The organism is Polaribacter sp. M10, from assembly GCF_054968445.1.
Genome location: NZ_JBSSBG010000007.1, coordinates 13,750 through 38,164, shown reverse-complemented (window position 1 = coordinate 38,164; position 24,415 = coordinate 13,750). Strand labels below are relative to the sequence as shown.

Sequence of the window (24,415 nt, the reverse complement as noted above, 5' to 3'; positions counted from 1 at the left end):
TACGGTGTTAGCAACAGTTTTTTATGCTTCTCCATTCACAATTATAATTCTAAACTTATTCGTTTTAGTATTTATTTCCGCTTGAAAATGACAATCTCCTCCATCTAATGTGTTACTAAATTTCGTTTCTTTTTTGTCAAAACCAATAATATATTCTTCACTTTCGTTAATTGTTTTATAATCAAAAAAACCACATTCAAAATTCAGATAAATTTTTTTAACCTTTTCCTTTCTGTCATAAACTCCAGCAATTTGAACACTATAATCACACAAATTTTCTACAATGTTATTAATCGCATTTTGAGTTTCAGATATTTGAGAATTCAGAATTTCCATTATGTAAGGAATTTCAGATTCATTAACATTTATCAATTCATATCTTTTATAACCTGTATTTGCAGACTGTTTCAGAATTTCGTTTTGAGAACTATAAAAAGGAATTTCATATTTTGCTTCTACAATTTCATAATTCAAAATACAATTGTTTGAACAAGAAAAATTTAATAAGCAAATAATTAATAATGTTAAGTGTTTCATTTTCATTTAATTGTTGCTAACTTGTATATATACGCAACGATTATCAGTTTAAATATCTAAACAATTATATTTTTTAATTCAGTCGGTTTATTATTTATTCGTTTTATCACGTAGGCTATTAAAAGTCCGATTGAAAATGTTGTTAAAATGGTACAAAAAATAAATGCAATAATTGGTGGAATTATCATTAAAAATCTTTCTTCTGTTACTGTCAGTCCAACAATCAGACAAAAGGTTGTCCAGATTATTAAATTCACAAGAGCAGAATATTTAAAAGAAGTCAGAATTAGCGATTTTCCACTATTTATATTTTGGTAAGCTAATTTTCCGCCAATCCAAAGAGCAATTAGAAATGCGACAACAAGTCCTATTGTCGAAATCCCATATGTTCCAAGAATAGCGATTGTCAAAAGCCCTTCTCCTGTTAGTAATAGAGGAATCCAAATCGTAGCAACAACAGTAAAAATTCCTATTGGTGCTCCAATCAGATAAGAAGTCAGAATACTTTGTTTTAATTTCTTTTTCATTCGTTTTACGTTCAGTTTGGATATTGCTGCCAACTTGTATACCCAATTACCATAAGTTTAAATATCTATATCCCAGAGCTATGGCAACAAGCTGTTTAATGAGTTGTACAATTTTTTTGTTAAATATATCTTTTTCTAAAATAGCCATCAATTTTTTAAACCCTTTTTTGTAGAGTAGTTACCATTGGTGAGTACTTTAAACTAGGTTAGGCGAGAACAAGCAATTACTAATAGCCATTGTTAGTCTTTGTTTTTATGTATTTGTCCACCTCTTCAGTAACAAAATCAAGAGGAACTGTACCATTTTTTAAACATGTGTCATGAAATTCTTTAATGTCAAAATCCTCACCTAATTTATTCTCTGCTTTTTTTCGTAATATTATAAAAAACCTTTCACCAACTCCGTAAGTTGTCATTTGTCCTGGCCATACAGAAATTCTATCCACGTATCTTTCCGCATCATCTTTAGTCATTGATGATTGTTTAGAAAGTGTATAGTTGATAGCTTCCTCTCGAGTCCAATTTTTAAAATGAATACCTGGATCCACAACCATTCCAGTTGGAAGCCCCATATACATGGCAATTCTATGGTTATCGGAAGAATATAAACCTATTTCGTCCGAAAGAGTTTCGGTATATCTTGCCCAACCCTCAGAAAAACCAGAATTTCCAAGATATTTTGTTACTGGGTGTGAACTAACAAGTTCTCTACTAATTGCAATTTGCAGATGATGTCCGGGGTAAGTTTCGTGAAATGCTGTGCTTTCGACTGCTCCTTTAACTTGTTTTGATGGTTTATATGTCGCTTGTATATAGGTTGCTGGACGTGATCCATCATCTGATGCTGGTAAATATCGAGAATACCCAGTCTTTTCTTCTAGCACAGATATGGGTTCTAATATAACATCTGCCTTTGGGTACAAATTAAAATAATCTTTCGACCTAAGTTTTGCACGATCGATGGCTGCTTGTGCATCGGCTAGAAGTTCGTCTTTGGTTTCAAAATAATTCGAAGGGTCTTTAGCAAACGAATCTTTAATTAATTGTATATCATCAGTATTATATAATTTAGCTCCTAAAGTTTTAATAACTCTCTCTCTTTCTGAAATAGCTTCCTCACCCCAGGCATAAATTTCTTCAGGGCTGTTTTTTAAAGTTGTCGAAGCACTCAACATTGCAGCATAACAATCATTCCCATTAGGTATAGTTGATATAGATAGTTCTGTTCTTGCTTTTGGAAGATATTCCTCTTTCATGAAACTAAGATATTTTTTGATTTCAGGAATAATATTAGTTTCTATTTGAACTTTCATTTTATTCTGAAATACTGCGCTTGTATCTCGAAGAGCAGGCATATAAAATACATTTTGTTCTATTGGTGCAGTAACTAACTGCTCCATTTGTGCAATTACGCGTTCTACAACTGGTTTTGGCAATGCATAGCCTTCGTTTAACCCTTTTTTATTATTTGCCATATCGTTACGTATATAGTTTGGAATTTTTTCCCAACGTAACAAAGTTTGTTTTCTTCCAATGGAATCACCCACAGGTTGAGTTTGTCCAATATATTGATACCACGTATAAAAGGCATCTAAATGATTAATAGACCAAAGTTGTTTTTTGCAAACTCTTTGGTTTATTGAGCTTTCCATCTCTGTTTTTAATAGTTGATAAGTTATCTTTTGATTTTTATCTAATAAGTTCCGATCTATTGCAATCAGAGCATTAAATAATGAATCTTCAGCTTTTTCTGCTATTTGTATTCCTTCGGGACTTATATCCGTTAAACTTATATTATCCGAGTTTTCAATTTGGTAGAATGTTCCAAATTCAGGGTTGAATTTTAACAAGTGTTCAATGTATCCATTGGCAATGTCGTCGACGCTAACTGATTCATTATCAACACTAGATTCCTTTTTTACCTGGTTGCAGCTCGTTAAAATCACAAAGCTTAATAGAAAGATTATTTTTTTCATAATTGTTTCAGGTTTTATTTTTTTTAATAAAGGCTAACGTGTTTATATACTCAACTATCATTAGTTTATATATCTATAAAAAAGAACTATGCCAAAAAGTTGTTAAAGTTATTTTTACAATTTTTTTGTTAAATATATCCTTTTTTAGAATAGCTACCAAATTTTAAACCCTTTTGTTTTAGGTGGTTATCCTTTTTTAAGACTTTGGATTAGGGTAAGCGAGAACCAGCAATAATTTGGATACGGTGTTATTCAACGTTTTTTATTCATAATCTGGTATGTTTAGACCTAAAATCAGATTTCTATTCGCTGTCCAAATTCCATTTTCTTTTTTAAGTTTTACAATTCCTGAGCCACCTCTATTTTTTTGAGATTGTTTTTTTGCTGCCGTAAGCTTTGGGTCACTTTCAAAAAAATAACTGTCTATATAATATGGAATTGTATTCGGTTCTTTTACATAAATATGGATATGTTCCGGTTCTTGAGCTTCGGGATATGGTGCTGGTCTAAACGTGTAAAAAGTGAATTTTCCATCTTTGCCAGTTTTTAACCATTCACGATATTGTCCGTGAGTTTTTTCCCAACCCATTGGGTTGTTACTTGGCTGATAAAGGCCATTTCTATTCGTTTGATAAATGTAAAGTAAAATATTTTCGGCTGGTGTTTTTCCGTCTTTTTGATAAACCGTTCCTGTTATTTTAATTTTAGGCTCGTTCTTTTCAAAACTTGGTAAAGTATCAATCGCTTTCGGTTCTGGATTCAATAGTTTAAAATCTAAAACAGCCTCACAATCTTGACAAGGGCCACCAACTTTTTTTTCAGTATTCCTGTTCGATTGTCCTTTGCACGAAATAGTTATAAAAATCAATAATATGATTCCTAAATATCTTTTCATTCTCGGTTTTTTCAAATGTTGCACAGTGGTTTATATAAAATTAGATGGGTGTTTAAGCACCTAATTTAGCAAATACAAACTAAATAGAAAATCTTCGATGATTTTAGTAGGTAGGCTTGCATTAGCAATAAATTGTATACGGTGTTGTACACAGTACTTTTATTTCCATTTCGTGATTAATTCAGTTACTCCTTTATTAATTCCGTTATAAAATTTTCCTTTTTTAAATTCGGGTATAATTGTATTTTCAATTACTTCTTTACAAATTTCGTCAGTTAAAATCAGTTCAGTACTAGTTCCTGTTGCTATTCCAATTTTTTTACAAGGTTTACACAAAACAATAGTAAGTCCATTGTTCCATTTTGGAGCTCCAATTCCCCAGTCATTTCCTAAGTCAGTTGCGAACTTTTGAATGTCTTTGTATGGCTTTATGCTATCTATAGTTACGATAATAATTTCTTTTGTAGTATTTATTACATAATCAGAAATATTTTTGTTTAATTCAGCTTTTTGAGATTTTGTGAAAATTTGGCCATAATCATTTATAATTTTCAAAGAATCTGGTAGAGAAAAACCTATTTCAGAATGAATAAATTCAGGTGCTGATTTTTTAGTTTCTTTTTCTTTATTAGAATACTTGCAAGAAAATAAACCAAAAGTCAAAATTAAGATTAATATTTTATTCCTGATTTTCATTTTTCATATACGTTATTGTAATTAATTCTTTATTTTAAGTTCAATAACATCATTCATTGAATCCCAGTTTTGATCTTCTCTTCCTCCTAATAAATAGATTTTACCTTTATAGCTAAAAGCTCCGTAATTATAATGCCTTCCTGTAATTAGGTTGTTTAAAGATTCTAAATACTCATTAGTTTTCGGATTATATTCATATATCTTTTTTATAGCTTTAGAAACTTTTCCTGAGTTTTGTTGACCAGAAATAAAGTAAAGTTTATTATTTAAAACAAGCCCTTCTTGAGCTCCTTTCACGTATGGTCTAAATTTATCTAAACTACCCCACATATTTTTTTCAGGATTGTATTTATACATTACTCTAGGGTAATTATCCCAAACATAAAATTCATCTTTATATTTTAATGAATTTGGAGATTGAATTCTTCTAGGCATAGTTGCTCCTTCAGACCATTCTTTAGTTTGTGTATTATATATTTGTACATTATTTAATGTCATAATTTCCGGGTGTAGCTGAGGGCAGTAACCACCCATAACATAAATATTCTGTTTAAAAGTTTCTACGGTAGTCCAGTATAAACCAATAGGTAGATTAAATGATTTGTCCCATTCATTCTTAGTTATATTATATACTTGTATTAAATCTCTGTTTTTTTCAGACGAACCAATCAAGTATATTTTATCATTTACTAAGACTGAAGTTGTAGTTGGTTGTGATTTAGGTATAACATTTATTTTACTCCAAGAGTTGCTTTTAATATCATAAACACATACATCTCCGTGGTTGTTATCTTCATTTCCATATCTATTTCTATGATTATCTAGAAAAGCATAAATTTTGCCATTATAAAGTTCTGCTCCAAAATCATATTCAGAAAAAGGCATATTTTCTTTTCGTGTCAAGTCAAATGTTAAATTGTTACTTTCAGGAATAAATTTAATATGTCTATTAAATTCAGTTTTATTTGAATTTACTATTTCTTTTTTCGATTTACATGCTGTAATCACGAATAATAGAAAAAGACCTGAAAATAATATTGTTTTGTTTTTCATAATTAATTGCCACGTTTCTCGTATAAGATTTGTTTCGTTATTTAAGCTAAAAGTAAGCAATTTATCAAACAACTTTGTGCCTGGGGTATTTTTCCAAAAGAAAAATTTAGCAGCAATAAAATTTATACTTTGTTGTCAAAAATTTTATTCAAAATTCCCTTCAGAATCAGTTTTATAAATAACCATTAACGGTCTTTCGTCTCCATTATAAACGTTTTTTGTAAGTCTTCCTAAAATTCTATAGCCACCATCAGGTTCAGATAAAATAGAACGACCAGATAAATGTGTAAATGATTCTTGAAAAACTTTTGTCCATTCTTCAGTTCCATTAACTCCAAATTTTATTGTAACTAAATCAAAATAGACACCGAACCAATTATAACCAGTTATAATCAATCCATTATCATCAGTTTCAGCTATTGAGAATGGAGTAGTAAGTTCATTTGGGTAGGTGAATATATTGTCTCCATTAGGAGTTAATTCAAACACGTTTTTAAAACCTGCAAAAGCATAATTTCCATTACTTTTTGTAATAATTTGATAAGGAATTCCATGATTTCCAATTTCAAATACCTTATCCCAAATTAAATCTCCATCAATATTCAACTTTAATATCCAATAACCTGATAGCACAGGATTTGAAAATATGGAGGTTTCAATTGATCCAGCAATAATTATTTCATTGTTAGAATTTATATTGATATCAAAAAATTTACTATTGTAGAAATTTGATTTATATACTTTTTCCCAAAGAAATTCTCCATTATTGTTCAACTTAATAATAACAGCTTCATATCCGATATTATTATCATTAGATTCTCTGTTACTTACTATAAAAATATCCCCATCATTATCAACTTCAATCGATTCTGTTTCTAATCTTTCATTTTGATTATTGTTACTATTAATATTTTTACTCCATAGTAAATTTCCATCATAATCCAAATTTAAAAGTACTCTTGGTCCAAGTATATAAAAACCTGAATTATGTTCTACAATAGAAGTTTCACCACCATCAAAATCATAAAATTTTTTCCAAATTTCATTACCTTCATAATCAACTTTCATTGCATATAATTTTGATTGTCCAGAGAATTGAGGCCAATAATACCCAACAACTAAATAATCATTATTTTTAGTTTTAATTATTTCATAGGGTATTCCATTCTGCCACTCATTATATACATTGTCATTACCATAGTTGTATTTTTTGACAAACTTTAAGTAATACTTTTTGGTGGTAAAACTGAAATGTTTTTCAATTTTATTATTCGAAATATCTTCGGCAATTATTTTCCCTGTATAGTCAGTCTGTTCATTTAGGTTAGTAAACTCATATGCAAGTTCTTCAAAACCAGAAATAACTAAGTTTCCGTTAATATAGATACTGTAAGTCACTTTCTCATTTTCAGGGTCAATTGACTCATTCCAACTAATAGAAGAACTACTATGAGTAATTTTACTAATTTCAACTTCAAAACCACTAGGAGGTAGGTTAATTATCTCATCTTCTTCTTGAATTTCACTAACTAAGTTGTCTTGCGAACAGCTTAAAAACAGTATAAATAATAATAGAATAGGATAATTTCTTTTCATAATAATTTATTTAATTTTTGTATCACTATTGTACATAACAGAACTAGAACCAGTTTAAATATCTATATAGCAGAACTATACCAATAAGTTGTTAAATGTGTTTTACAATTTTTATGTTAAATATATCATTTTCTAGAATAGCTAACAAATTTTAAACCCTTTTGTGTTATGTAGTTAACATTGTTAAGTGCTTTAAACTAGATTAGGCGAGAACTAGCCATTAATTTTATAGGTTGTTTTGTAATGTTTTTTTTATTGCAAAATATTCCAACCAAGCCAATGGTTTTTTTAATTTATGTTTATTAAACTCTAAATGTATTACTCTTCTTTTTTTTCCGTTTGTTGTTCTGTTGGAAGCGTGTAAAGTAAGAGGTTTCATTAACATTGCTCCGCCTTTTTCCACTTCACAGATACATTCATTTTCAATATTCCACTCTTTTGAGTCCACTCGCACAATTCCGTTTAAATGTGATTTAGGGATTACTTTTAAAGCCCCATTATTCTTGTCTGTTTTATCTAAATGAATTCGGATGGTAATGGTGTCTTTCAAAATTTTAATGGGTGGCTGAACTCCGTATTGTCCTTTTTTAAAAGTCCAATTCTCATAATTTTCTAAATCAGCTTTTTTGTTAACTGAAATACTTAAATCTTGATGATAAGGCACAAACCAATTCGATGTGCTTGGTTTGTCAAAATAGATGGCTTTTGTTAAGAAATATTCAGATGCTGAAAGGTCAGAAATTAATGCAGTTAGTTTTTCGTTAAATAGCAAGTCAGATAATTCAGGAATATTCTTAATCAGTTGTCGGATAGCAAATACATCTTTTGTTTTTACAAATGAATTTCCGAATTGTTCAGCGTTTTCGATACAAGCTAAAATTCCGCTTATTTCATTGTCCGAGTATAGGGCTGCCAAAACAGAAAATCCATTTTCTTCAAGTTCTATTTTGTTTCTTTTGTAGTTCATTTTCGGTTTCAACACAATTTATGTAGTAACCCAACCGCAAGCACATTTAACAACCTTGTTGGTATGTCAATCTTAAGAATTGGTAAATTTAAAGTTTTTAAATCCTTTTGTTATTTTATTTAAATTAAAGGAAACAAAAATTAAAAATATCCCTGATAACAATCCTGTTTTTTGGTCAGAAATTGAGTGAGTATAAATCATATTGTAAATAGACGCAATTAATCCTAAAATTCCGATAGCTAAAAGTACGTACTTTATTAGTTTCATTTTATGATGTTTATCTTTTTAGTAGTTAAAACCTTTATTTTGTTTTAATGTCTGGGTTTTATTTCTTTGAACTTGTTAACGTTGGCAAGGCATACCCTTTTGCAATTTTTGGTCTAGTGTTGGCTGTTGCGAATTGCAAATGTTTATGGTATATAGCGTTGGCTTGACCATTTAGGTATAAATGATATCAGTTCTATTCTTCACGAACCTTTTTTTCTGATTTTTCCTTTTCAATTTCAAATGGTATACGCAATAAATTATCTTTTATAAACTTTACTGTGTCGTGATTAATTGCTCCAGTTTTATTCCAAGCTTTCCATTCAGAAACACCATCATATACAACGTGTCTCAGAAATACCAATACTCCATTATCATCTTTAATTTCTTGCCAATGTGGATGATTTGGGTTGAAAATGACAATTAGTACATTTTTGTCAGCCTTTTTGATTGAAGAATCTGATATCACATAAGGGTCATATGAAGACATATCTTCGTCTGTATAAAGTTTTACTAACAAACTACCAAGCCTGATTACTACAGGCTCACTTATTCTATTTATTACTGCCTCAAGTAAATAACTGTTAGCTTTCTCAAGTGCCTTTTCAGGTGGTATTTCAATATTTTCTATTAAATCAGAAGCAATTTCACTTTCCATTTCGTGGTGTAAATTTCCAAGCGCAATTTCTATAGTCTTTACATCAGAAACATCAACTGATTCACGAACTCTTCTGGTTAATGCAATTCTAATTAATTCAAAAACTTCTGCTCTTAATTTATTTTCTAACTCTTCCTCTTGTTCGCCAGACCATAAAATTTGGTCTTTTGTATGGCTAACATCAAAACCATCAATGAAAATTTCACCAATTAATCTTTGATTCACCAAATCGTTTCGACCACCATCTTGTTCTCCAAAAATTTCACTCGGTCTATAATTTGTATTAATAACTCTATTTGATTGAACTAATGCAAAACCGGCTTGACCTCTATCACCTCTATTTAAAACACCTGCCCAACCCTTAACTGATTTGCCATCAACAACAAATTTAAACTCTTTTTTTGTTCTTTCTCCTTCAAAATTTTCAACTAATAACTCGTCTAAGTTTTTCCATACCAAGAATTTATCCATCCATTTAATCTCAAGGCTTTCTGATAACAAATCATATCGATAGATAGAAGATAGATATTTCCTGACTTTTGAGAGTGTTCTACCTACAAACCGTCTGTGTAAATCCCAAATTTTTATTCTCGTGTAATGTGCTTTTTCTTCAACATCATTTTCCTTAATTTCTAATGAGATATTTCCGTTATGAATTTTGTCTATATCTACTGTAATTACATATTCTTTATTATTCCCTAAACGAGTTGTGGTTACTGACCATTTATCACCAAGCCAAAATGAGGATGTTTTTAGACCAAGACCATATTTACTCCTTCCCGTATTAATTTCTGGTTTTTGACCAGTATTAAATGCTCTTCTCAAAACATCTTCATTCATTCCAATAGAATTATCAGAAATTTCGAAGAAATCATCAGATAAATTTTCACCTCTAAAATAATTTATATGTACATACAGATTTTCACCATCCTTTTTTAATTGCTCATCTAAAAGCTCACTATTTTCGACATAAGCTTGGGTTGAGTTATCAATATATTCTGCTAATGCATACCATAATTTATAAGACAATCTTTTATATGACTCTGCTATATTTGCTGTGAATGTTAAATTTAGATTATCCATATCAATTAATTTTCTTTAATATAAAATTCATTATTTTCAGACTTAATAAGAAAGTATTTTTTGTTAATATTAAGTGGGTTTTGACCTTTAGGTATCAAAAATGTTTTATTTCCATCATCTAACCTTTCCCATTTGGTTTTACGTCCATTATCTATGAGTATAATTTCATCTCCATTACCTATATTTAATATCTTCGGCGAAGAAACTATTAGCATATTGGCAGGATATTTTGGAAATATACACCTAGACCGTTCAATTTCTATAATTGGGTATTCTCCATCTATTCTGTAAGCTTCTACGCCGTCTGGATGGTCAAACATTCCGAACACTAAGATACCTGTTCTTGGATAGCTCTTTGCTTCATCTGCCCATTTGGGATACTCATCTATCATTATAAGTACTCCTGGTTCATCGCGTAATATAAGTTTTCTTAACTTTTCCTGATTAATTTCAGGTTCTTTACCAGCTAAATATTGAGATATATCAATTGAATTGTATTTACCATTTGAGAATACTCGAATTTGTGTTTCTGTATGGCCTTTAAAAGGTTTTTTAGCCAATTCTACTTCAATTACATACCATCTGCTATAATCTTTCTTTACCAAACAAAGGTCTGGTTGGCTTGATTCACCATTATATTGAATCGTTTTTTTTAATGGTAATGTGTAATAATCAGGAAAAACATCTTTAGAACGAGCTATAATTGTTCTTTCAAGAGTGTCTTCTACATACGTACCAGGCTCGAACTCTTCATACCAGTCATCTAGTATTAATATTTTTGATTTCCCTTTCATAATTATCCTAAAAATTTTTTTGTACTTTCTTGAATTAAGTCATAAGTCACAGTTTTTTCTCCGTTTAATCGTTCATTATTTATAAATGGATTTACATCGGAAACTATGACTATTCTATCTGTTCCAGTTGCTTTTCCTTTTGTTTCTCCCCAAATACGAGTTGTCTTATCTACTCCTTGTATATAATCAGAGAAAACCCAAGTGTTTTTAAAAAGATTATTTTCTTTAATCATCATAGCAAATTCGCGAGCTAACGGAATGACACTTGTTGAAGAACGTGCAACGTCTCCAATCACAAATACAGCAACACCATCTGGTTTCATCATTTCTTTAAATTGGAACGCTGTTACCTTTGCAAATTTTACCCATTGATTAATATTCAAATCATCATCCAATTTTTCAGATATTTCTGTTGGGTCAGATTCTAAAAACCAAGAACGAATCCAATTTTGTTTAGCATAATTTACAATACCCAAATAAGGTGGAGATGTTAGAAGCAAATCTACTTTTCCTTTATGTTTCGAAATCTCTTTTGATGTGAGCAAAGTTTTAGCATCACATTCGAATATATTTGATTTGATTTTAGGTGATTTATGTTTCTTGAAAACACGTTCAACCTTTTCTTTTAAAATATTGAAGACGTTTCTGTATTCACGACTTAGTTCTTTAGTTTGGACAAATCTTCTAACGTAATCTGGAGACATACTAAAAGTGTTAGGCATACTTATTGAAAGATAACCTGATGTACCATCTTTTCTAACTCCACCGTGCATTATTCCCAAAATTGCTCCTATAATAAATTGGTCAATTTTATCCTCTGAATTTAAAAGCTCTGATTTTAAAAAGCATAATTCAGCAATAGTTCTCGAATGAAAAATTAAATGTATTTCTTCGGACTCTCCTTCAGCCTCTGGATGAAAAAGTGCATAATCATAGTAAGACTGCAAGTAATTTATTCTATTTATTACATCTTCTTTTTTTATATGATTACTTTTTGCTCTACTGAGAGCTAATGCAATAGGATTTAAATCAGAACCAAAAGATTTTCTTCCAAGCATTCTGCTTTCTAAAATAGTAGTCCCTCGACCTGAAAATGGGTCAAAAACTAAATCATTTTTATCTGTAAAATATTTGATAAAGTAATTTGCCAAAGAAGGTGGAAAAGCACCTAAATAGGAACATAAAGAGTGTAATGGGTCTGAATCATTTTTTTTAGCCCAAGGTGTAATATATTCTTCTACCATCATTAATATTCCGAGTCTTTATTAACATTTTCGGTAATTATCATCTCGAAGAAATCCGATATCATACCACATACAGTTTCACTCGCGTTCATTAGTTCATATTCTTTCAATTTTTGATAAGATTCTTCTGGAATTTGTTCATCATCTTTTGAAAGAATTACATCAGGTCTATTTTTATCAAGTATGAACGCATAGAAAGAAATATGCTCTAAATATTTGTTCTTAATATCTTGAACTGCTGTGTCATTCTTTCTTTGAGCTCTAGCTACTAATTTTGTTAAGTTTTTATTTTCTTCTGAAACCGATATTATTACTTCGTCTTGACTGCTGTTGACAACTGCAACATTATTTTCATCCCATTCGTTTTCTTGATAGTACAAGTGGTCTTTATCAATAAATTCAACTCGAATATTTGGACTTTTGTTTTTTCCATCTTTATTTGAGTTCGAGTTTTCTGGACTTTCAACAGCAACCACTTCTATTGATGAGCTAAGAGATTTTTGTCCTGTTGGTCTTAATTCTAGAGTTATTTCTCCTTTTTCTCCAATTTCTGTGTCTTCATTTGTCTTAAAATAAACTATACCATAACCATCACTAACATTTGCTGTTCCAGTATACGAACCAAAAGATTGAGATTCGATGAATGCTACAAAAGTTTCAGTTTTAGCAAAGTAATTTGGATGTGCGTCAGTTTTGAATTTTATAGAAAATGGTTTATTAGGATAAACTTCTTTAGGGGATTTGGTTGTGATTTCAAAGAATGTTGGCGGGTCAGTAAATGGAATTTCAGGTAGTTTATTTGAAGAATCTCCATCATTAGTTCCGCTTGAAGTTGTAACACTTGTTCCGCTTCCTGAACTTTGAAGATATGTGTTTATTCTTCTCGCCAATCTTTTCTTTAAACTATCAAGTACTTGTGAATCGTCTTTTGTAAAATATCTTTGTTTTCTATTTCTATCAAGCTCTTTTAGTTTGTCATCTGCATCTAAAGTGGCAATAGTTAACTTTTTCAATTCTTCAAGGATGGATGTATCACGAAGTGATTCTCTTGTACTACTAAAAAGCTGTCTTTTAGAATCATTGTCCATATGGTCAGCTTCAATATGAACAATAAGATAGCGGTCTAAAAAAGGAAGTTTTAGGTCGTTTTTAATTAGACCGTTTAACAATGCTCCTTGTTTTTGTCCATTAAAGGTTATAACAATTGGATGTGAAACAGTCGTGTAATTCTTTATTCGATTTTTAGGGTCCTCTCCCAATGAATTTAGAACCCACCAATAAATTGTTACGTTTCCACTTTTGAATGTTTGACTTACTTTATTTTTATATTCGAGGTTTTTGGTATATGTTAATAATCGATTATTTCCTGTTACAGTTCTGTTTTCTTTTCGGTCTTTTCTTCTGTCTGAAATGGTAAATGGTAAAATAGGGTCAAACATATAGTTGTGTGCCAAATACCAAAGCGAGTTTGAAGGTGTAGTAATTTTACCTTTGAATTTCCCTAAATCCATTAAAATATGACGAACCAATGTTCCAGGTTCAAAAGTTTTATCATCAATTTCAATCGTGAATGGTTGACCTGTTGATTTCTCAACCATATATTCATACCATTCGTGTTTGTCCTTATCTAAATCTCCTTGATTTATACGAACTATTGTAAATGCTACCTTCTTTTTCTTTCTGCCATCTTCACTAAAAAAAGGTTTTGAGATGATAATTGTATTGTTATTGTAAGATAATGCAGTAGAGCCACCTTGCCCGTAAGCGCCCATTAAATAAAGCTTACCAATTTTATTACTGCCATTTAAGGCTAGAATTGTATCTGAAAATTGTTCTGGCTCTAACCCAATTCCTTTATCACGGATTTCAACTGTTGGCTTTTCATCTATTCCAGAATCGTAAAGTGTAACGCTAATTAAATCAGAAAGCTTTTCAATTCTCTTGTCTACAGCGGATTTAATAGTTGAGATTTTACCATCTTCAATATCAAACCATTTTTCAGATGCTCTTCGTGGTGTTCTGAATCCATCAGGTTCGCCTTGATTTTTCCATTCTTTTTCTAAAACAGCATCTATGGCGTTTGTAATTCGTTCCGTAACTCCAGCTGCTGGGTCAGTTCCTATGTTTATTGTTGCCAAGTTGTTTCTTCTTTCTCCAACATCTTCCCAACGAATTTTTGAAAGTCCGATTTTTTGGATTAGCTCTCTAACATCTTTTGGTGTATAGGCTGTAATTAAGTTTTGGTAAATATCTTTCATATTAAAAGTTAAAAGATTCAGTATTGTTTTTGAGGTTCTTTTTGTATTGAATCTCCATTGTTTTTAGTTCTTCTTTAATCGCTTTGACCATTTTATTTAAATCTTCTTCATTATACTCGTAATTATTAATGTTCGAGCATTTGGAAAGACTACGTATTCCCTTAAGAATGTTTTCCACACGCCTTGAAGCTACTCGTTTAAACCGGTCTTCTTTCTTTTCAGAATTATCCATATTTTAGATATTCATTAATTTGTAGTAGCAAATATAAAAATATATACTACATAATATTAAATATAGTGTTCTAATTTGAATGCAAAGGCTAAGAAACAGCTCTTTTATTTTTTAGAGCGTTGGTTTTTCTCGTTGGCACAAAAAAATGAATGTGCTGTTTTTGCGTTGGTTTTTTTTTCAGCTTGTGTACAACATGTTTGTGTATGATTTCGTTGATGGTTTAACCAATTAAATTAGTAAACAAAAACAAACCAGAGGAAATTCCGAAGTTATTTCCAAGTAGGTTAGGACTAGCAATGAATTATACAACTTGTTTTATGCAGCACTATTCCGTCATTTTCTTAAAGAATTCAGTCCTTTCTTTTTCCTCAATGACATTCATTTTACATAACTTTTCGATTATATTCTTCAGACTCGTAGCTGGCGAAGCTATCATATCAAATTGCAATGATGATTCGAAATGCACCTGAAATAACTCTTTAATCAAATCTTTCACTATATCTAAAAGTTTTTCTGTTTCGCTATGACTTACCAAATTTTTAACGTTCTCGTTGTCTCTGTCTTCGTGAGCATAGACTTTATCTCTCTGCTCTGTTAAATTATCAATCAAATGCTGATTGGTTTTTATTCTATTCAAGATAGAATCTAAAAATTGTTCATCAAAATTTAATGACTTAAAATATCCAGTAGGTTTAAGTTTAGATATAAATTTTATAATATTAAACTTCTCGTTTTTTTTATTATTAAATAGTTTAGAAAGTTCCAAAACAGTATTTCTCCAAAAATATATTTTGCAGAAGTAGAAAAAAAGGTCTGTATTTTTTAAAGAGCTTTCATAATTTTTTGAATCATTATTTTTATAAAGTTCTTTATTAATCAAAAATGTTTCTTGAGCAGAAAAATAAATATTTTTTATTCGTTTTAGTTCTTCCTCAAATTCTTCTTTTTTACTCATATTTTATTTATTAAAACGATGTTTTTTGTATTGCACATAACGTGTTTATATATGGTTTGTTGTGTGTTTTAAGCAACTAATTTAGTAAATAATTACTGACAAAGAAAATCCGCGAGGATTTTCGTAAGTAAGAAAAAAGCAAGCAATAAATTATATATCTTGTTGTACACAGTTTTTTATTCCGCCTTTCTAATATTAACTTCTGTAATTATTCCTTTTTTTATTCTTTCAATATCTGATAATGAAACTTGAAACCAAAATTCTTCCCTGTTTCTATTAAAATAACTAAAAGTAAATTCATTCTCTGTTCCGTCAAATCCACCACAATATTTTTCAGTCTGAAATTGGTCGCAACTCTCAATTAAATTCCATTCTTTTAAGTCAAGATTTTCATTTAAAATTTCTTGACAAATTGAAATAAATTCATTGTCTATTTTGTGTATAGTTTCCATTTTCAAAATTTCATAAAGTATAATTTTTAATATTCATCTTCCATCGTTTTGTCAATCCAATCTATAAAATTTTTCCAGTTATAATTAGGGTCAGATTCAATTCGATTTGAGTTATGGTCAAAAATAACAACAGGAAATTCAGATTCAGAATTTCTATTGTCAAAACACCAAAAGTCTCCATTTTCTTGTTTAAAAGGTGTTAGATATTCAGGAAATTCTAATTCTGCATAATCTTTTAAGACTTCTTCCAAATTCATATAAGGCTCAAGTTCTTTATTAGCAAAACCAAATCCTTCAAAGGCGAAATCTCCAATTGGAATTTCTTTACAATATTTGAGTTGAAACTCAACAAATGATTTTGAAAACTTACAATTAAATTTTTCAATTAATTCATTCAAATCCTTTTCATTTGGTGCAGGCAAATTTTTCGGAAACGCTGGTTCTCGTTCAGAATATTTCTTTTTTATTTCTTCAAATGTCATTTCAGGTTAATTGTGTACAACTTGTTTATACACTCAACTATCATCAGTTTATATATCTATATAGAAGAACTATGCCAACAAGTAGTTAAAGTTATTTTTACAATTTTTTTGTTAAATATATCATTTTCTAAAATAATAGCAAATTTTTTAAACCCTTTTGTGTTAGGTAGATGCCATTGGCTAAAAGGTTAGTAGTTGGGTATACTCAAAATTTAAATACCTATCGATACAAATAATCAGGAAAAACCCTTAATTTATTGTGTAAAAATCAATACAAAACCCTAGGATTATGATATTTATAAAATTTTAACTAAATTGCAGCGCAATTCACATTGCAATTTCATTAACTAAAAACATAAAACTATGAAAAAACCAAAAAAAAACAAAAGCAAACAACCTGTATCAGAACACAAAGAGATAGAATTTGACAGCAACATGCTAAAAAATGAAGATTGGCTAACTACAGAAGGTTTAATGGCCTATTTAAAAATTAGCCGATCTAAAATTTACGAATTGCGTAAAAAACGAATGATACCAAGCTTAAAAATTGGTAATACACCTATGTTTCCTAAAATGTTGCTCAACAAAATCTTGTTACCACTTGCACAACAATCTTTAAACAACGACGCTTTAGAAGACAATCAATAAACCGTTAAACTGCATAACGCAATACTTGCAGATCCATTAAAAAAGCGCATTAGCCTAAACAAACAAATGTTTAGAATCTAATGCGCTTTTACTATAGATGAGATGCCTTTTGGCAATCGCCTCTATTTCATCAACAGATTTACACCACAGTTAAGAGGCCTAAATAGCTACTGGTAGCCGCGTAATTGGTGCCGTCTTTGTAAAAAGAAGCCCAAATTGCTACCTCAAACCCCAGCATAAACTGCGGTAAAGTAATACTAGCAGTGCTAGCATCTCTAGTAGCAATAGCCGTGTCGCTGTAAAACAAACCCAAGTCGGGTGCATACACCACAGCCATTAAAACATCTGTAGCAGTTGCCTTACCCTGGCCGCTGTTGTCTAGCCAGTTTAGGTTTACAATCCGCCCAGCAGCTGCAGCAGCACTAGCGCCATCCAAACCTCTTAAATCGCCTTTGCTAATCAATACCTTGTCATAATCCATTACCATACCTTGTGTTGTAGCGACTACCGCATTTTTAAGGTGATAAGACGTTGCCAAATTAGCACGCGATTTATCGCCTTGCGGACTCCCAAAGTACGCACTTAAGATGTCCGTAATCGGACTCAAAAAGCCAATAACGGTTTTAAATTTTTCGCGTTGCAGCTCTTGTCTGCTAGTTGGCGTGTACGTACCACGCTGAGGCAAACTGCGCATAATGTTTTTTCCTCTCCATCGAGAACCGACTACGTTGCCTACTTTTCCAGAAAATCCACCTAGGATTCCTTTTTCAAATGTTGCCATAATGAAATGTTTTTTAGTTAATATGCGGTAAAACTAAGGGCTAAACATCTAGTAAACAAACCCTTGTTAGTAATTAGCACAAGCTAGCACAAACAAGTGGGAGTTCCCTTTTATTGAATGCTAATAAAACACCATAACACACCATAACACATCAGAACACAAGTAGGTTACCTACAACACCTCAGCAACTTCTGGTGAACATTACCCTTAATTCTATAGGGTTTTGTTCGAGTCTTGTTCGGGTTTCCTTCGGGTGAGGGTAGGGTGTATTTTTCAAAAATGCATGCTTTTCCGAACAAACCCCGAAGCAAACCCGAAGCAAACTAGTAGAGAAGTGGGATTTTGGTATTAGATTTCTACCGTTTGTTGGCAAACTTTACAAACTTTCTACAAAAAAACGATGTTCCCTATGTGTCTATGTGGTTGAATAGGAGTATTGTCCCTTCGAGTGAATTTTACGATTGCAATGAGGAAAATTAGTATCGAGAACTAGTGGTTTTGACATATTATGATAAGATTTCTCCACAAGGTCGAAATGACAAAACAAGACTAATGTATAAGGAACCTTAAAAAGCTTTTTTGTCAATACAATTTAATACCTATTTGTAAGGATATTATAACTAACTTGTAAAGCGTAACTTTCCATCAAACTTAAACTAATCATGAAAAAACTAATCACATTACTTTTTGTTGCATCTTTTTTTAACAGCTATACCCAAGATACAGCTAAAAAGAAAAACCAATTTCAAGAAAGATTAAAGATTATAAGCGATAATTATAGAGCAGCAAATGAAACTAATACAAACAAATGGATTGTGCAGCCAGAATTGCAAAATGAACGATTAACCCAAGCCTTTAACCAAGTAATATTTGGTAATTCAGATTTAGTAGATAATGCTTCTGCTTTCGGTTATACGCAAAATAAAGAGAAAACAACACTTTCTATTAGTAGTAATTTTTTGCTTAAGGATAATGCCGAACATCAATATTATTTAAAATCAGGTATCAATAGCACAGGTAGTGGTAGCATATTTAATTTATATTCGAGAAATGAATGGAAAAGTAGTGTAGGGATTAGTATTGGTCTAATCTTCAAATTTGCAGGTTCTAGTTATTCTAATGTAGATAAATCTAAATTTAAATATCATAAAATTAAGAGAGAGGTATTTGTAACAGATAGCATTGCCACTGATATTACAGAAAACTTTACTCTAAAAAAATATATAGATCTACGAAAAAAATACACAGATCTGTTAGATGCAATGAAAACTGATGCTATTAAATACGATAGTGTACAGCAAGAAAAACTTGCGAAATATTATAAAGATTTAAAAAAACAAGAAACTTTTTTTAAAAATATAGAAAGAAATATTCCGAAAACAGAAGAGCTAATAAATACGCTTCAATTGGATGCAAATGATAATAGAATAAAACACCTTAGATTTAACCAATATTCTAAATTAGAAAACAAAAATAATGATAAAATTATTGAATTTTTAATGGATAAATTTTGGTCTAACGAATCAACAGAATTAGGTAAGATAATAAAAAATGTAGCTGCGGTATTTGATAAAAAAAACATAAAAAATACAGGTTATTCTTTTCATTGGTTTGATGTAAATGCATCCTTTAATAACGATTCCTATAGTTTTTCTGATGCATCTAAAAATATTGATAGTAATATTAAAGATGATTTTGCAGCGTTAGACATCGAAAAAAAAGGCATTAATAAATTAAAAACAATTTTATCATTCAATTATAATTACACTAGAAATAATTTAAGAAGTGCTTTTTATATGCAATGGGGCTTGCAATACAATTCAGGGTCTTTTTTAACTAGTAATCTCATACACGGTACACCAACGGTTTCTACTAAAGATGATAACAATATATATTACATTACAGATGATGAAGGAAAAGACTCTGAACCTATTGTCCTTGGCGATTTTAATGCTATTACACACAATTTACAATATGGATCTTTCAATTTTTACTCAGCTTATTATTTTGGGAAAAAGAAAATATTTGGTTTAAATTTAGGGCTAACACATAGGTATAAAATTAAAAAACCAGAGAAAACATTTTACGAAAAAAATTATTCAATTCTATTAGGGCCTATTTTTAGAAAACCCGATAAAGACGGTAATACTGGGCTAACTTTTGGTATCGATGTTGGCTTTGATAATGCTTTATATAGCGGTGATGCAAAAGATTATTTTGTGGCTAGAATACGAGTTGGAATCCCTCTAAAGCTTTACAATATTAACAAGTAATTTTGTTTAGTTTTTTTGTTGTAAAACAGAAACACTTCAATAAAAAAGTAATCATTAGATATTATAAAAGCAAATATGATAGTAGTTCTTGCTATTGTATTTGCTTTGTTTTAATAAGATTTCTCCACAAGGTCGAAATGACAACAACACGCTGTCAGTTTTATGGTTGGTAAACTTAAAAAACTATATTCTCTCTGTTTCTATGTGTTTAATAAAAGTACTGTCCCTTCGAGTGAATTTTACGATTGTAATGAGGAAAATTAGTATCGAGAACTAGTGGTTTTGATATATTTTGATGAGATTTCTCCACAAGGTCGAAATGACAACAACATGACATCAGTTTAATGATAAACAAATCTTAAAAACTATGTTCCCTCTGTATCTATGTGGTCAACCTAAATACTGTCCCTTCGAGTGAATTTTACGATTGTAAAGCGTAAAATTAGTATCAAAAACTAGTGGTTTTGATATGTTATGATAAGATTTCTCCACAAGGTCGAAATGACAAGAACAAGCTGTCAGTTTGATGGTTGAAAAACATAACAAACTTCAAGAACTTTTCACCAAAAACTATGTTCCCTCTGCATCTATGTGGTTAATTTAACCATTGTCAGTTCGAGTGAATTTTACGATTGCAATGAGGAAAATTAGTATCGAGAACTAGTGTATTTTACACGTTTTGATGAGATTTCTCCACAAGGTCGAAATAACAAATTATAAATAGAATATTGTTCATCTATATAAAACTTCAATTTATAGACACTTCATTGCTATATATCTATTATAGCCTATACAACTTTTACAAAAAAACTACTTTTGAGTATTCTTAAACATCATTAGATAAATAAGAAGCATATAAAAACGAAGTAGAACTTAAATAGTGGGGAAAATGGAAACTATTTCAATTGGGGAATTGAATCGTTAGAGTGCATTGCCGTAAAAAGTAATGTGCTCTTTTTTTTTGTTTCTATGAATATAACCAAATGGTAGTTCTATGCCATACCTTCTAAAAAAAAACACAATACCATTGCTTTTACCTCTTCAACAAAGTTAGGAATTAACAATTTGTTAGAACAAATACCCCATAAGGTTGTGTACCTTTGCCTTTGCAAAAAAAGTAACCCATTACAGTTGTTACGTTTAGGATTATACTTTATGAAATCACAAAACACCTTATATTCCATTTTAGATCTGGCTTTGGTATCAGAAAATACTACTTTATCTGAAACCTTTAGCAATGTATTGGCATTGGCACAAAGTGCTGAAAAATTCGGCTATACACGATATTGGTTGGCAGAGCATCACAATTCAGAAAACATTGGGTCTAGTGCCACTTCCGTTTTAATTGGTTATGCTGCCCAAGGGACTAACAGCATTAGAATTGGTTCTGGTGGAATTATGTTACCCAACCATTCCCCTTTAATTATTGCAGAACAATTCGGAACACTGGCAGCTTTGCATCCAAACCGAATCGATTTGGGTTTAGGAAGAGCACCAGGAACAGACAGAGAAACAGCAGTAGCCATTCGTTCTGACTTTATGGAAGCAGCACAAGATTTTCCGAGAGAAGTAGAAAAAATACAGCAATATTTTTCTGTTGATAACAGCACTGCAAAAGTAAGAGCAACAGTGGCAGAAGGTGCAGATGTACCTCTATATATTTTAGGATCGAGTACAGATAGTGCACATTTGGCAGCTAAAAAAGGCCTACCTTATGCCTTTGCCAGTCATTTTGCTACTGCCTATTTAGGTAGTGCATTAAAAATTTACAGAGAAGAGTTTCAGCCTTCAGCAGCCTTACAAAAACCCTATGTTATGGCTGGGGTTAATGTGATTGTAGCAGATACAGATGAAGAAGCAGAACGATTATCAACCTCTTTAATTCAGTTAATTGTAGGGCTTTTTACAGGCAAAAGAAGAGCAGTTCAGCCACCAACTGAAATGAGCAATTACTACAAAGAAGTGCTCAACAATCCACAAGTGCATCAAATGTTAAAATACTCTTTTATTGGCAGCAAAGACACAGTAAAAGCACAAGTAAAAGAGTTTTTAACCTATACCCAAGCAGATGAACTGATTGCAGTGACCAATATTTATGATAATAACGATAGAATAAAATCCTATCAATTATTTGCTGAGATTATGGACGAACTGAACGCTTAAAATAGACACTTTTATAATTAAGAAACCCCAAACTTTCGCTTGGGATTCTTTACATAAAACAGGGGGGAATTCGTTGTTATTTTTGCAATACTTTTAGAATTTTATGAAAGACTTCGTTATTTTCATAGACTCCTTGAAATTCGTTGGATTGTGCACCGTAAGCAAAAATAGGTACCATAATGGCTGAGTGATCGTAAGAAGCAAAATAGCCTTCTAATTCGTGGGTTTTTACATTTCCTTGAGGTAAGCTAAATCCAGAAGTTTCGTGATCTGCAGTAATAATCACTAAGGTTTCTGGGTTATTGTCTGCAAATAGTAAGGCTTCTGTAATGGCTTTGTCAAAATCTATAGATTCCGCTAAAATACCAGCAGTATCATTAGAATGCCCTGCATGATCTATTTTGGCAGCCTCAATCATTATAAAGAATGGCTTTTCTTTTTTCTTTAAAAATTCCAATCCGGTTTTGGTAGCTTCTGCTAGCATATTGCCTCTACCATCCTTAATCGATTTGATGCCATGTTCTGATAGAAATACACCCACTTTATCATTCGTAGCATTTTCTAAATCGCTTATGGATGATAAAATGTTAAAGTGATTTTGAATATTAGAATCTTTAAAAGCAGCAGCGCCACCACCCATAAAAAGAGTAAGATTACTGTGTATTAAATCGTTGGCAATTTTAGGGTCATCAGACCTGTCTATGGCATGGGCATAAAAAGAAGCAGGAGTTGCCCCTAATATGTTATCGGTGCTAATACAAGCTGTAGAATATCCTTGTTTGCTTAAAATTTCGGTGATGTTTTCAATAGGTTGTAAAGCTGCATCTGTACCAATAGCCCTGTTGTTGGTTTTTACACCAGTAGCCAAGGCTGTACCAGCAGCAGCAGAATCCGTAGTAAAATCGTCTGCAGCTTGGGTTTTGATAAAACCAATACTTTTCAACTGGGTTAAAGACAATTGCCCTTTGTTCATTAAGGTAGTAGCAGAAATTTGCGCCAAACCATTACCATCTCCAATAAGTAAAATGATGTTTTTTACGGGTAAATCTTTCTGATCTGTTTTAAATGAAGGTTGATACACCTCAGAAAAGCTGTTAGAAATAACCACTCTTTTGGATAAAGATTTAAAATAAGACACACATTTATAAGGATGATCTGTATTTATGATATCTACACCCATTTCCGATAAAGTTCTCCATGCTTTTTTAGAATCAGGACTTGCCCAAAAACGGAAAGGTTTGTTGGTTTTCTTTGCCTTTTTTAAAATGGCTGCAATTCTTTTTTCATCCGGATGCGTTAATCTTCCTTTACCATTCCACTCAGAAAAACGTTTAAAATTCAAACTCACCATTCCGATTTTCGTCCAAATTTCTGAGGCAACAGCTGTACCTAATTCTTGATAATCGAAATAAATAAAATCAGGATACTTTACATATTCCTCAGCTTTAGGTCGGTTCCCAGAAATAATAATTTGTATGTTTTTATTGTTGATGATGGCAGGATGCGCTTTTAATGTCTTAACCAATTGATGTAAAGTAGCTTTGGCTTCGGATTTAATATCAACCAAAAGGATGATTTTTTTATCCCTTAGGTATTTGCGTTCAATTGCTGTTGCTATCGGTTGTAAATATAAAGCCTCTAAGGTTTTAGAAGTGGCTATTTCTTTGGTTTCATGTGCCACATACAATTGATTGTTTTTTAAAAAGATATCCGCTTCAAAAGAAGTGGCTCCGTTGGCAAAAGCATTCCAAAAGGGCACCAATTGTTTGTAATCGTTATGCGAATGAATACAATAATTTTTCTGTGCTATTGCTTGGTGTTTAAGGCCAAAACAAACGCTAATTATAGCAATTAATATTTTTAGGTTTTGTTTCATAGTAT

The 24,415-nt window shown here is 31.1% G+C and carries 22 protein-coding genes; 3 read left to right on the top strand and 19 right to left on the bottom strand.

Annotated features, from left to right (window positions below):
- Window positions 1–21 precede the first annotated feature (21 nt).
- The 17 genes from ACWYN7_RS08530 to ACWYN7_RS08450 form a co-directional block, all read right to left on the bottom strand.
- Entirely contained in the window at window positions 22–474 is a 453-nt protein-coding gene (locus tag ACWYN7_RS08530; protein ID WP_462859494.1) for a hypothetical protein, read from the bottom strand.
- A gap of 119 nt (window positions 475–593) precedes the next feature.
- Window positions 594–1,064 (bottom strand): hypothetical protein, encoded by a 471-nt coding sequence (locus ACWYN7_RS08525; RefSeq protein ID WP_462859493.1) that lies wholly within the window; start codon window positions 1,062–1,064, stop codon window positions 594–596.
- Window positions 1,065–1,291: 227 nt separating this feature from the next.
- The gene (locus tag ACWYN7_RS08520; RefSeq protein WP_462859492.1) at window positions 1,292–3,040 is read right to left on the bottom strand and encodes a DUF885 domain-containing protein; all 1,749 of its coding nucleotides are present in this window, start codon (window positions 3,038–3,040) and stop codon (window positions 1,292–1,294) included.
- A 262-nt stretch (window positions 3,041–3,302) separates the two neighbouring features.
- Window positions 3,303–3,935, bottom strand: coding sequence for an intradiol ring-cleavage dioxygenase (locus ACWYN7_RS08515; RefSeq protein ID WP_462859491.1), 633 nt, complete (start codon window positions 3,933–3,935; stop codon window positions 3,303–3,305).
- Window positions 3,936–4,094: 159 nt separating this feature from the next.
- Window positions 4,095–4,631, bottom strand: coding sequence for a TPM domain-containing protein (locus ACWYN7_RS08510; RefSeq protein WP_462859489.1), 537 nt, complete (start codon window positions 4,629–4,631; stop codon window positions 4,095–4,097).
- Window positions 4,632–4,652: 21 nt separating this feature from the next.
- Window positions 4,653–5,534 (bottom strand): Kelch repeat-containing protein, encoded by an 882-nt coding sequence (locus ACWYN7_RS08505; protein WP_462859488.1) that lies wholly within the window; start codon window positions 5,532–5,534, stop codon window positions 4,653–4,655.
- Between the two features lie 294 nt (window positions 5,535–5,828).
- On the bottom strand, window positions 5,829–7,082 hold the full coding sequence (locus ACWYN7_RS08500) for a hypothetical protein (protein WP_462859487.1): 1,254 nt from the start codon (window positions 7,080–7,082) through the stop codon (window positions 5,829–5,831).
- A 424-nt stretch (window positions 7,083–7,506) separates the two neighbouring features.
- On the bottom strand, window positions 7,507–8,247 hold the full coding sequence (locus tag ACWYN7_RS08495) for a phytanoyl-CoA dioxygenase family protein (protein WP_462859486.1): 741 nt from the start codon (window positions 8,245–8,247) through the stop codon (window positions 7,507–7,509).
- Between the two features lie 72 nt (window positions 8,248–8,319).
- Entirely contained in the window at window positions 8,320–8,514 is a 195-nt protein-coding gene (locus ACWYN7_RS08490) for a hypothetical protein (RefSeq protein ID WP_462859484.1), read from the bottom strand.
- A 193-nt stretch (window positions 8,515–8,707) separates the two neighbouring features.
- The gene (locus tag ACWYN7_RS08485) at window positions 8,708–10,252 is read right to left on the bottom strand and encodes an ATP-binding protein (protein ID WP_462859483.1); all 1,545 of its coding nucleotides are present in this window, start codon (window positions 10,250–10,252) and stop codon (window positions 8,708–8,710) included.
- A gap of 5 nt (window positions 10,253–10,257) precedes the next feature.
- Window positions 10,258–11,046 (bottom strand): hypothetical protein, encoded by a 789-nt coding sequence (locus ACWYN7_RS08480; protein WP_462859482.1) that lies wholly within the window; start codon window positions 11,044–11,046, stop codon window positions 10,258–10,260.
- A gap of 2 nt (window positions 11,047–11,048) precedes the next feature.
- Complete coding sequence (locus ACWYN7_RS08475) at window positions 11,049–12,293, bottom strand: DNA methyltransferase (RefSeq protein WP_462859480.1); 1,245 nt, start codon at window positions 12,291–12,293, stop codon at window positions 11,049–11,051.
- Window positions 12,293–14,548 (bottom strand): hypothetical protein, encoded by a 2,256-nt coding sequence (locus ACWYN7_RS08470; protein ID WP_462859479.1) that lies wholly within the window; start codon window positions 14,546–14,548, stop codon window positions 12,293–12,295. The genes ACWYN7_RS08475 and ACWYN7_RS08470 overlap by 1 nt, the downstream gene beginning before the upstream one ends.
- 1 nt (window position 14,549) lies before the next feature.
- Complete coding sequence (locus ACWYN7_RS08465) at window positions 14,550–14,780, bottom strand: hypothetical protein (RefSeq protein WP_462859477.1); 231 nt, start codon at window positions 14,778–14,780, stop codon at window positions 14,550–14,552.
- Between the two features lie 325 nt (window positions 14,781–15,105).
- A complete protein-coding gene (locus ACWYN7_RS08460) occupies window positions 15,106–15,735 on the bottom strand; it encodes an AbiU2 domain-containing protein (RefSeq protein WP_462859476.1) in 630 nt (209 codons plus the stop codon).
- A gap of 176 nt (window positions 15,736–15,911) precedes the next feature.
- Window positions 15,912–16,187: a hypothetical protein gene (locus ACWYN7_RS08455; protein WP_462859475.1), complete on the bottom strand. Its 276-nt coding sequence runs from the start codon at window positions 16,185–16,187 to the stop codon at window positions 15,912–15,914.
- Between the two features lie 26 nt (window positions 16,188–16,213).
- Window positions 16,214–16,669, bottom strand: a complete 456-nt coding sequence (locus ACWYN7_RS08450; RefSeq protein WP_462859474.1) for an SMI1/KNR4 family protein — start codon at window positions 16,667–16,669, stop codon at window positions 16,214–16,216.
- 363 nt (window positions 16,670–17,032) lie between these two features.
- Between ACWYN7_RS08450 and ACWYN7_RS08445 the strand changes: the two genes are divergently transcribed.
- A complete protein-coding gene (locus ACWYN7_RS08445; protein ID WP_462859473.1) occupies window positions 17,033–17,317 on the top strand; it encodes a helix-turn-helix domain-containing protein in 285 nt (94 codons plus the stop codon).
- A gap of 139 nt (window positions 17,318–17,456) precedes the next feature.
- Here ACWYN7_RS08445 and ACWYN7_RS08440 read toward each other — a convergent pair whose 3' ends face one another.
- A complete protein-coding gene (locus tag ACWYN7_RS08440) occupies window positions 17,457–18,098 on the bottom strand; it encodes a DUF6266 family protein (protein WP_462859472.1) in 642 nt (213 codons plus the stop codon).
- A gap of 662 nt (window positions 18,099–18,760) precedes the next feature.
- On the opposite strand from ACWYN7_RS08440, the gene ACWYN7_RS08435 reads away from it, so the two are divergent.
- On the top strand, window positions 18,761–20,371 hold the full coding sequence (locus ACWYN7_RS08435; protein ID WP_462859471.1) for a hypothetical protein: 1,611 nt from the start codon (window positions 18,761–18,763) through the stop codon (window positions 20,369–20,371).
- Between the two features lie 1,155 nt (window positions 20,372–21,526).
- Window positions 21,527–22,534, top strand: a complete 1,008-nt coding sequence (locus ACWYN7_RS08430) for an LLM class flavin-dependent oxidoreductase (protein ID WP_462859470.1) — start codon at window positions 21,527–21,529, stop codon at window positions 22,532–22,534.
- 76 nt (window positions 22,535–22,610) lie between these two features.
- On the opposite strand, the gene ACWYN7_RS08425 is transcribed toward ACWYN7_RS08430, so the two are convergent.
- Complete coding sequence (locus ACWYN7_RS08425; RefSeq protein WP_462859469.1) at window positions 22,611–24,410, bottom strand: alkaline phosphatase; 1,800 nt, start codon at window positions 24,408–24,410, stop codon at window positions 22,611–22,613.
- Window positions 24,411–24,415 lie beyond the last annotated feature (5 nt).

Coding starts and splice junctions, on each gene's coding strand:
- ACWYN7_RS08515 (WP_462859491.1), bottom strand. CDS start 3,935: ATGAAAAGATATTTAGGAATCATATTATTGATTTTTATAACTATTTCG.
- ACWYN7_RS08440 (WP_462859472.1), bottom strand. CDS start 18,098: ATGGCAACATTTGAAAAAGGAATCCTAGGTGGATTTTCTGGAAAAGTA.
- ACWYN7_RS08470 (WP_462859479.1), bottom strand. CDS start 14,548: ATGAAAGATATTTACCAAAACTTAATTACAGCCTATACACCAAAAGAT.
- ACWYN7_RS08525 (WP_462859493.1), bottom strand. CDS start 1,064: ATGAAAAAGAAATTAAAACAAAGTATTCTGACTTCTTATCTGATTGGA.
- ACWYN7_RS08430 (WP_462859470.1), top strand. CDS start 21,527: ATGAAATCACAAAACACCTTATATTCCATTTTAGATCTGGCTTTGGTA.
- ACWYN7_RS08450 (WP_462859474.1), bottom strand. CDS start 16,669: ATGACATTTGAAGAAATAAAAAAGAAATATTCTGAACGAGAACCAGCG.
- ACWYN7_RS08475 (WP_462859480.1), bottom strand. CDS start 12,293: ATGATGGTAGAAGAATATATTACACCTTGGGCTAAAAAAAATGATTCA.
- ACWYN7_RS08465 (WP_462859477.1), bottom strand. CDS start 14,780: ATGGATAATTCTGAAAAGAAAGAAGACCGGTTTAAACGAGTAGCTTCA.
- ACWYN7_RS08435 (WP_462859471.1), top strand. CDS start 18,761: ATGAAAAAACTAATCACATTACTTTTTGTTGCATCTTTTTTTAACAGC.
- ACWYN7_RS08495 (WP_462859486.1), bottom strand. CDS start 8,247: ATGAACTACAAAAGAAACAAAATAGAACTTGAAGAAAATGGATTTTCT.
- ACWYN7_RS08445 (WP_462859473.1), top strand. CDS start 17,033: ATGAAAAAACCAAAAAAAAACAAAAGCAAACAACCTGTATCAGAACAC.
- ACWYN7_RS08520 (WP_462859492.1), bottom strand. CDS start 3,040: ATGAAAAAAATAATCTTTCTATTAAGCTTTGTGATTTTAACGAGCTGC.
- ACWYN7_RS08485 (WP_462859483.1), bottom strand. CDS start 10,252: ATGGATAATCTAAATTTAACATTCACAGCAAATATAGCAGAGTCATAT.
- ACWYN7_RS08480 (WP_462859482.1), bottom strand. CDS start 11,046: ATGAAAGGGAAATCAAAAATATTAATACTAGATGACTGGTATGAAGAG.
- ACWYN7_RS08460 (WP_462859476.1), bottom strand. CDS start 15,735: ATGAGTAAAAAAGAAGAATTTGAGGAAGAACTAAAACGAATAAAAAAT.
- ACWYN7_RS08510 (WP_462859489.1), bottom strand. CDS start 4,631: ATGAAAATCAGGAATAAAATATTAATCTTAATTTTGACTTTTGGTTTA.
- ACWYN7_RS08490 (WP_462859484.1), bottom strand. CDS start 8,514: ATGAAACTAATAAAGTACGTACTTTTAGCTATCGGAATTTTAGGATTA.
- ACWYN7_RS08425 (WP_462859469.1), bottom strand. CDS start 24,410: ATGAAACAAAACCTAAAAATATTAATTGCTATAATTAGCGTTTGTTTT.
- ACWYN7_RS08455 (WP_462859475.1), bottom strand. CDS start 16,187: ATGGAAACTATACACAAAATAGACAATGAATTTATTTCAATTTGTCAA.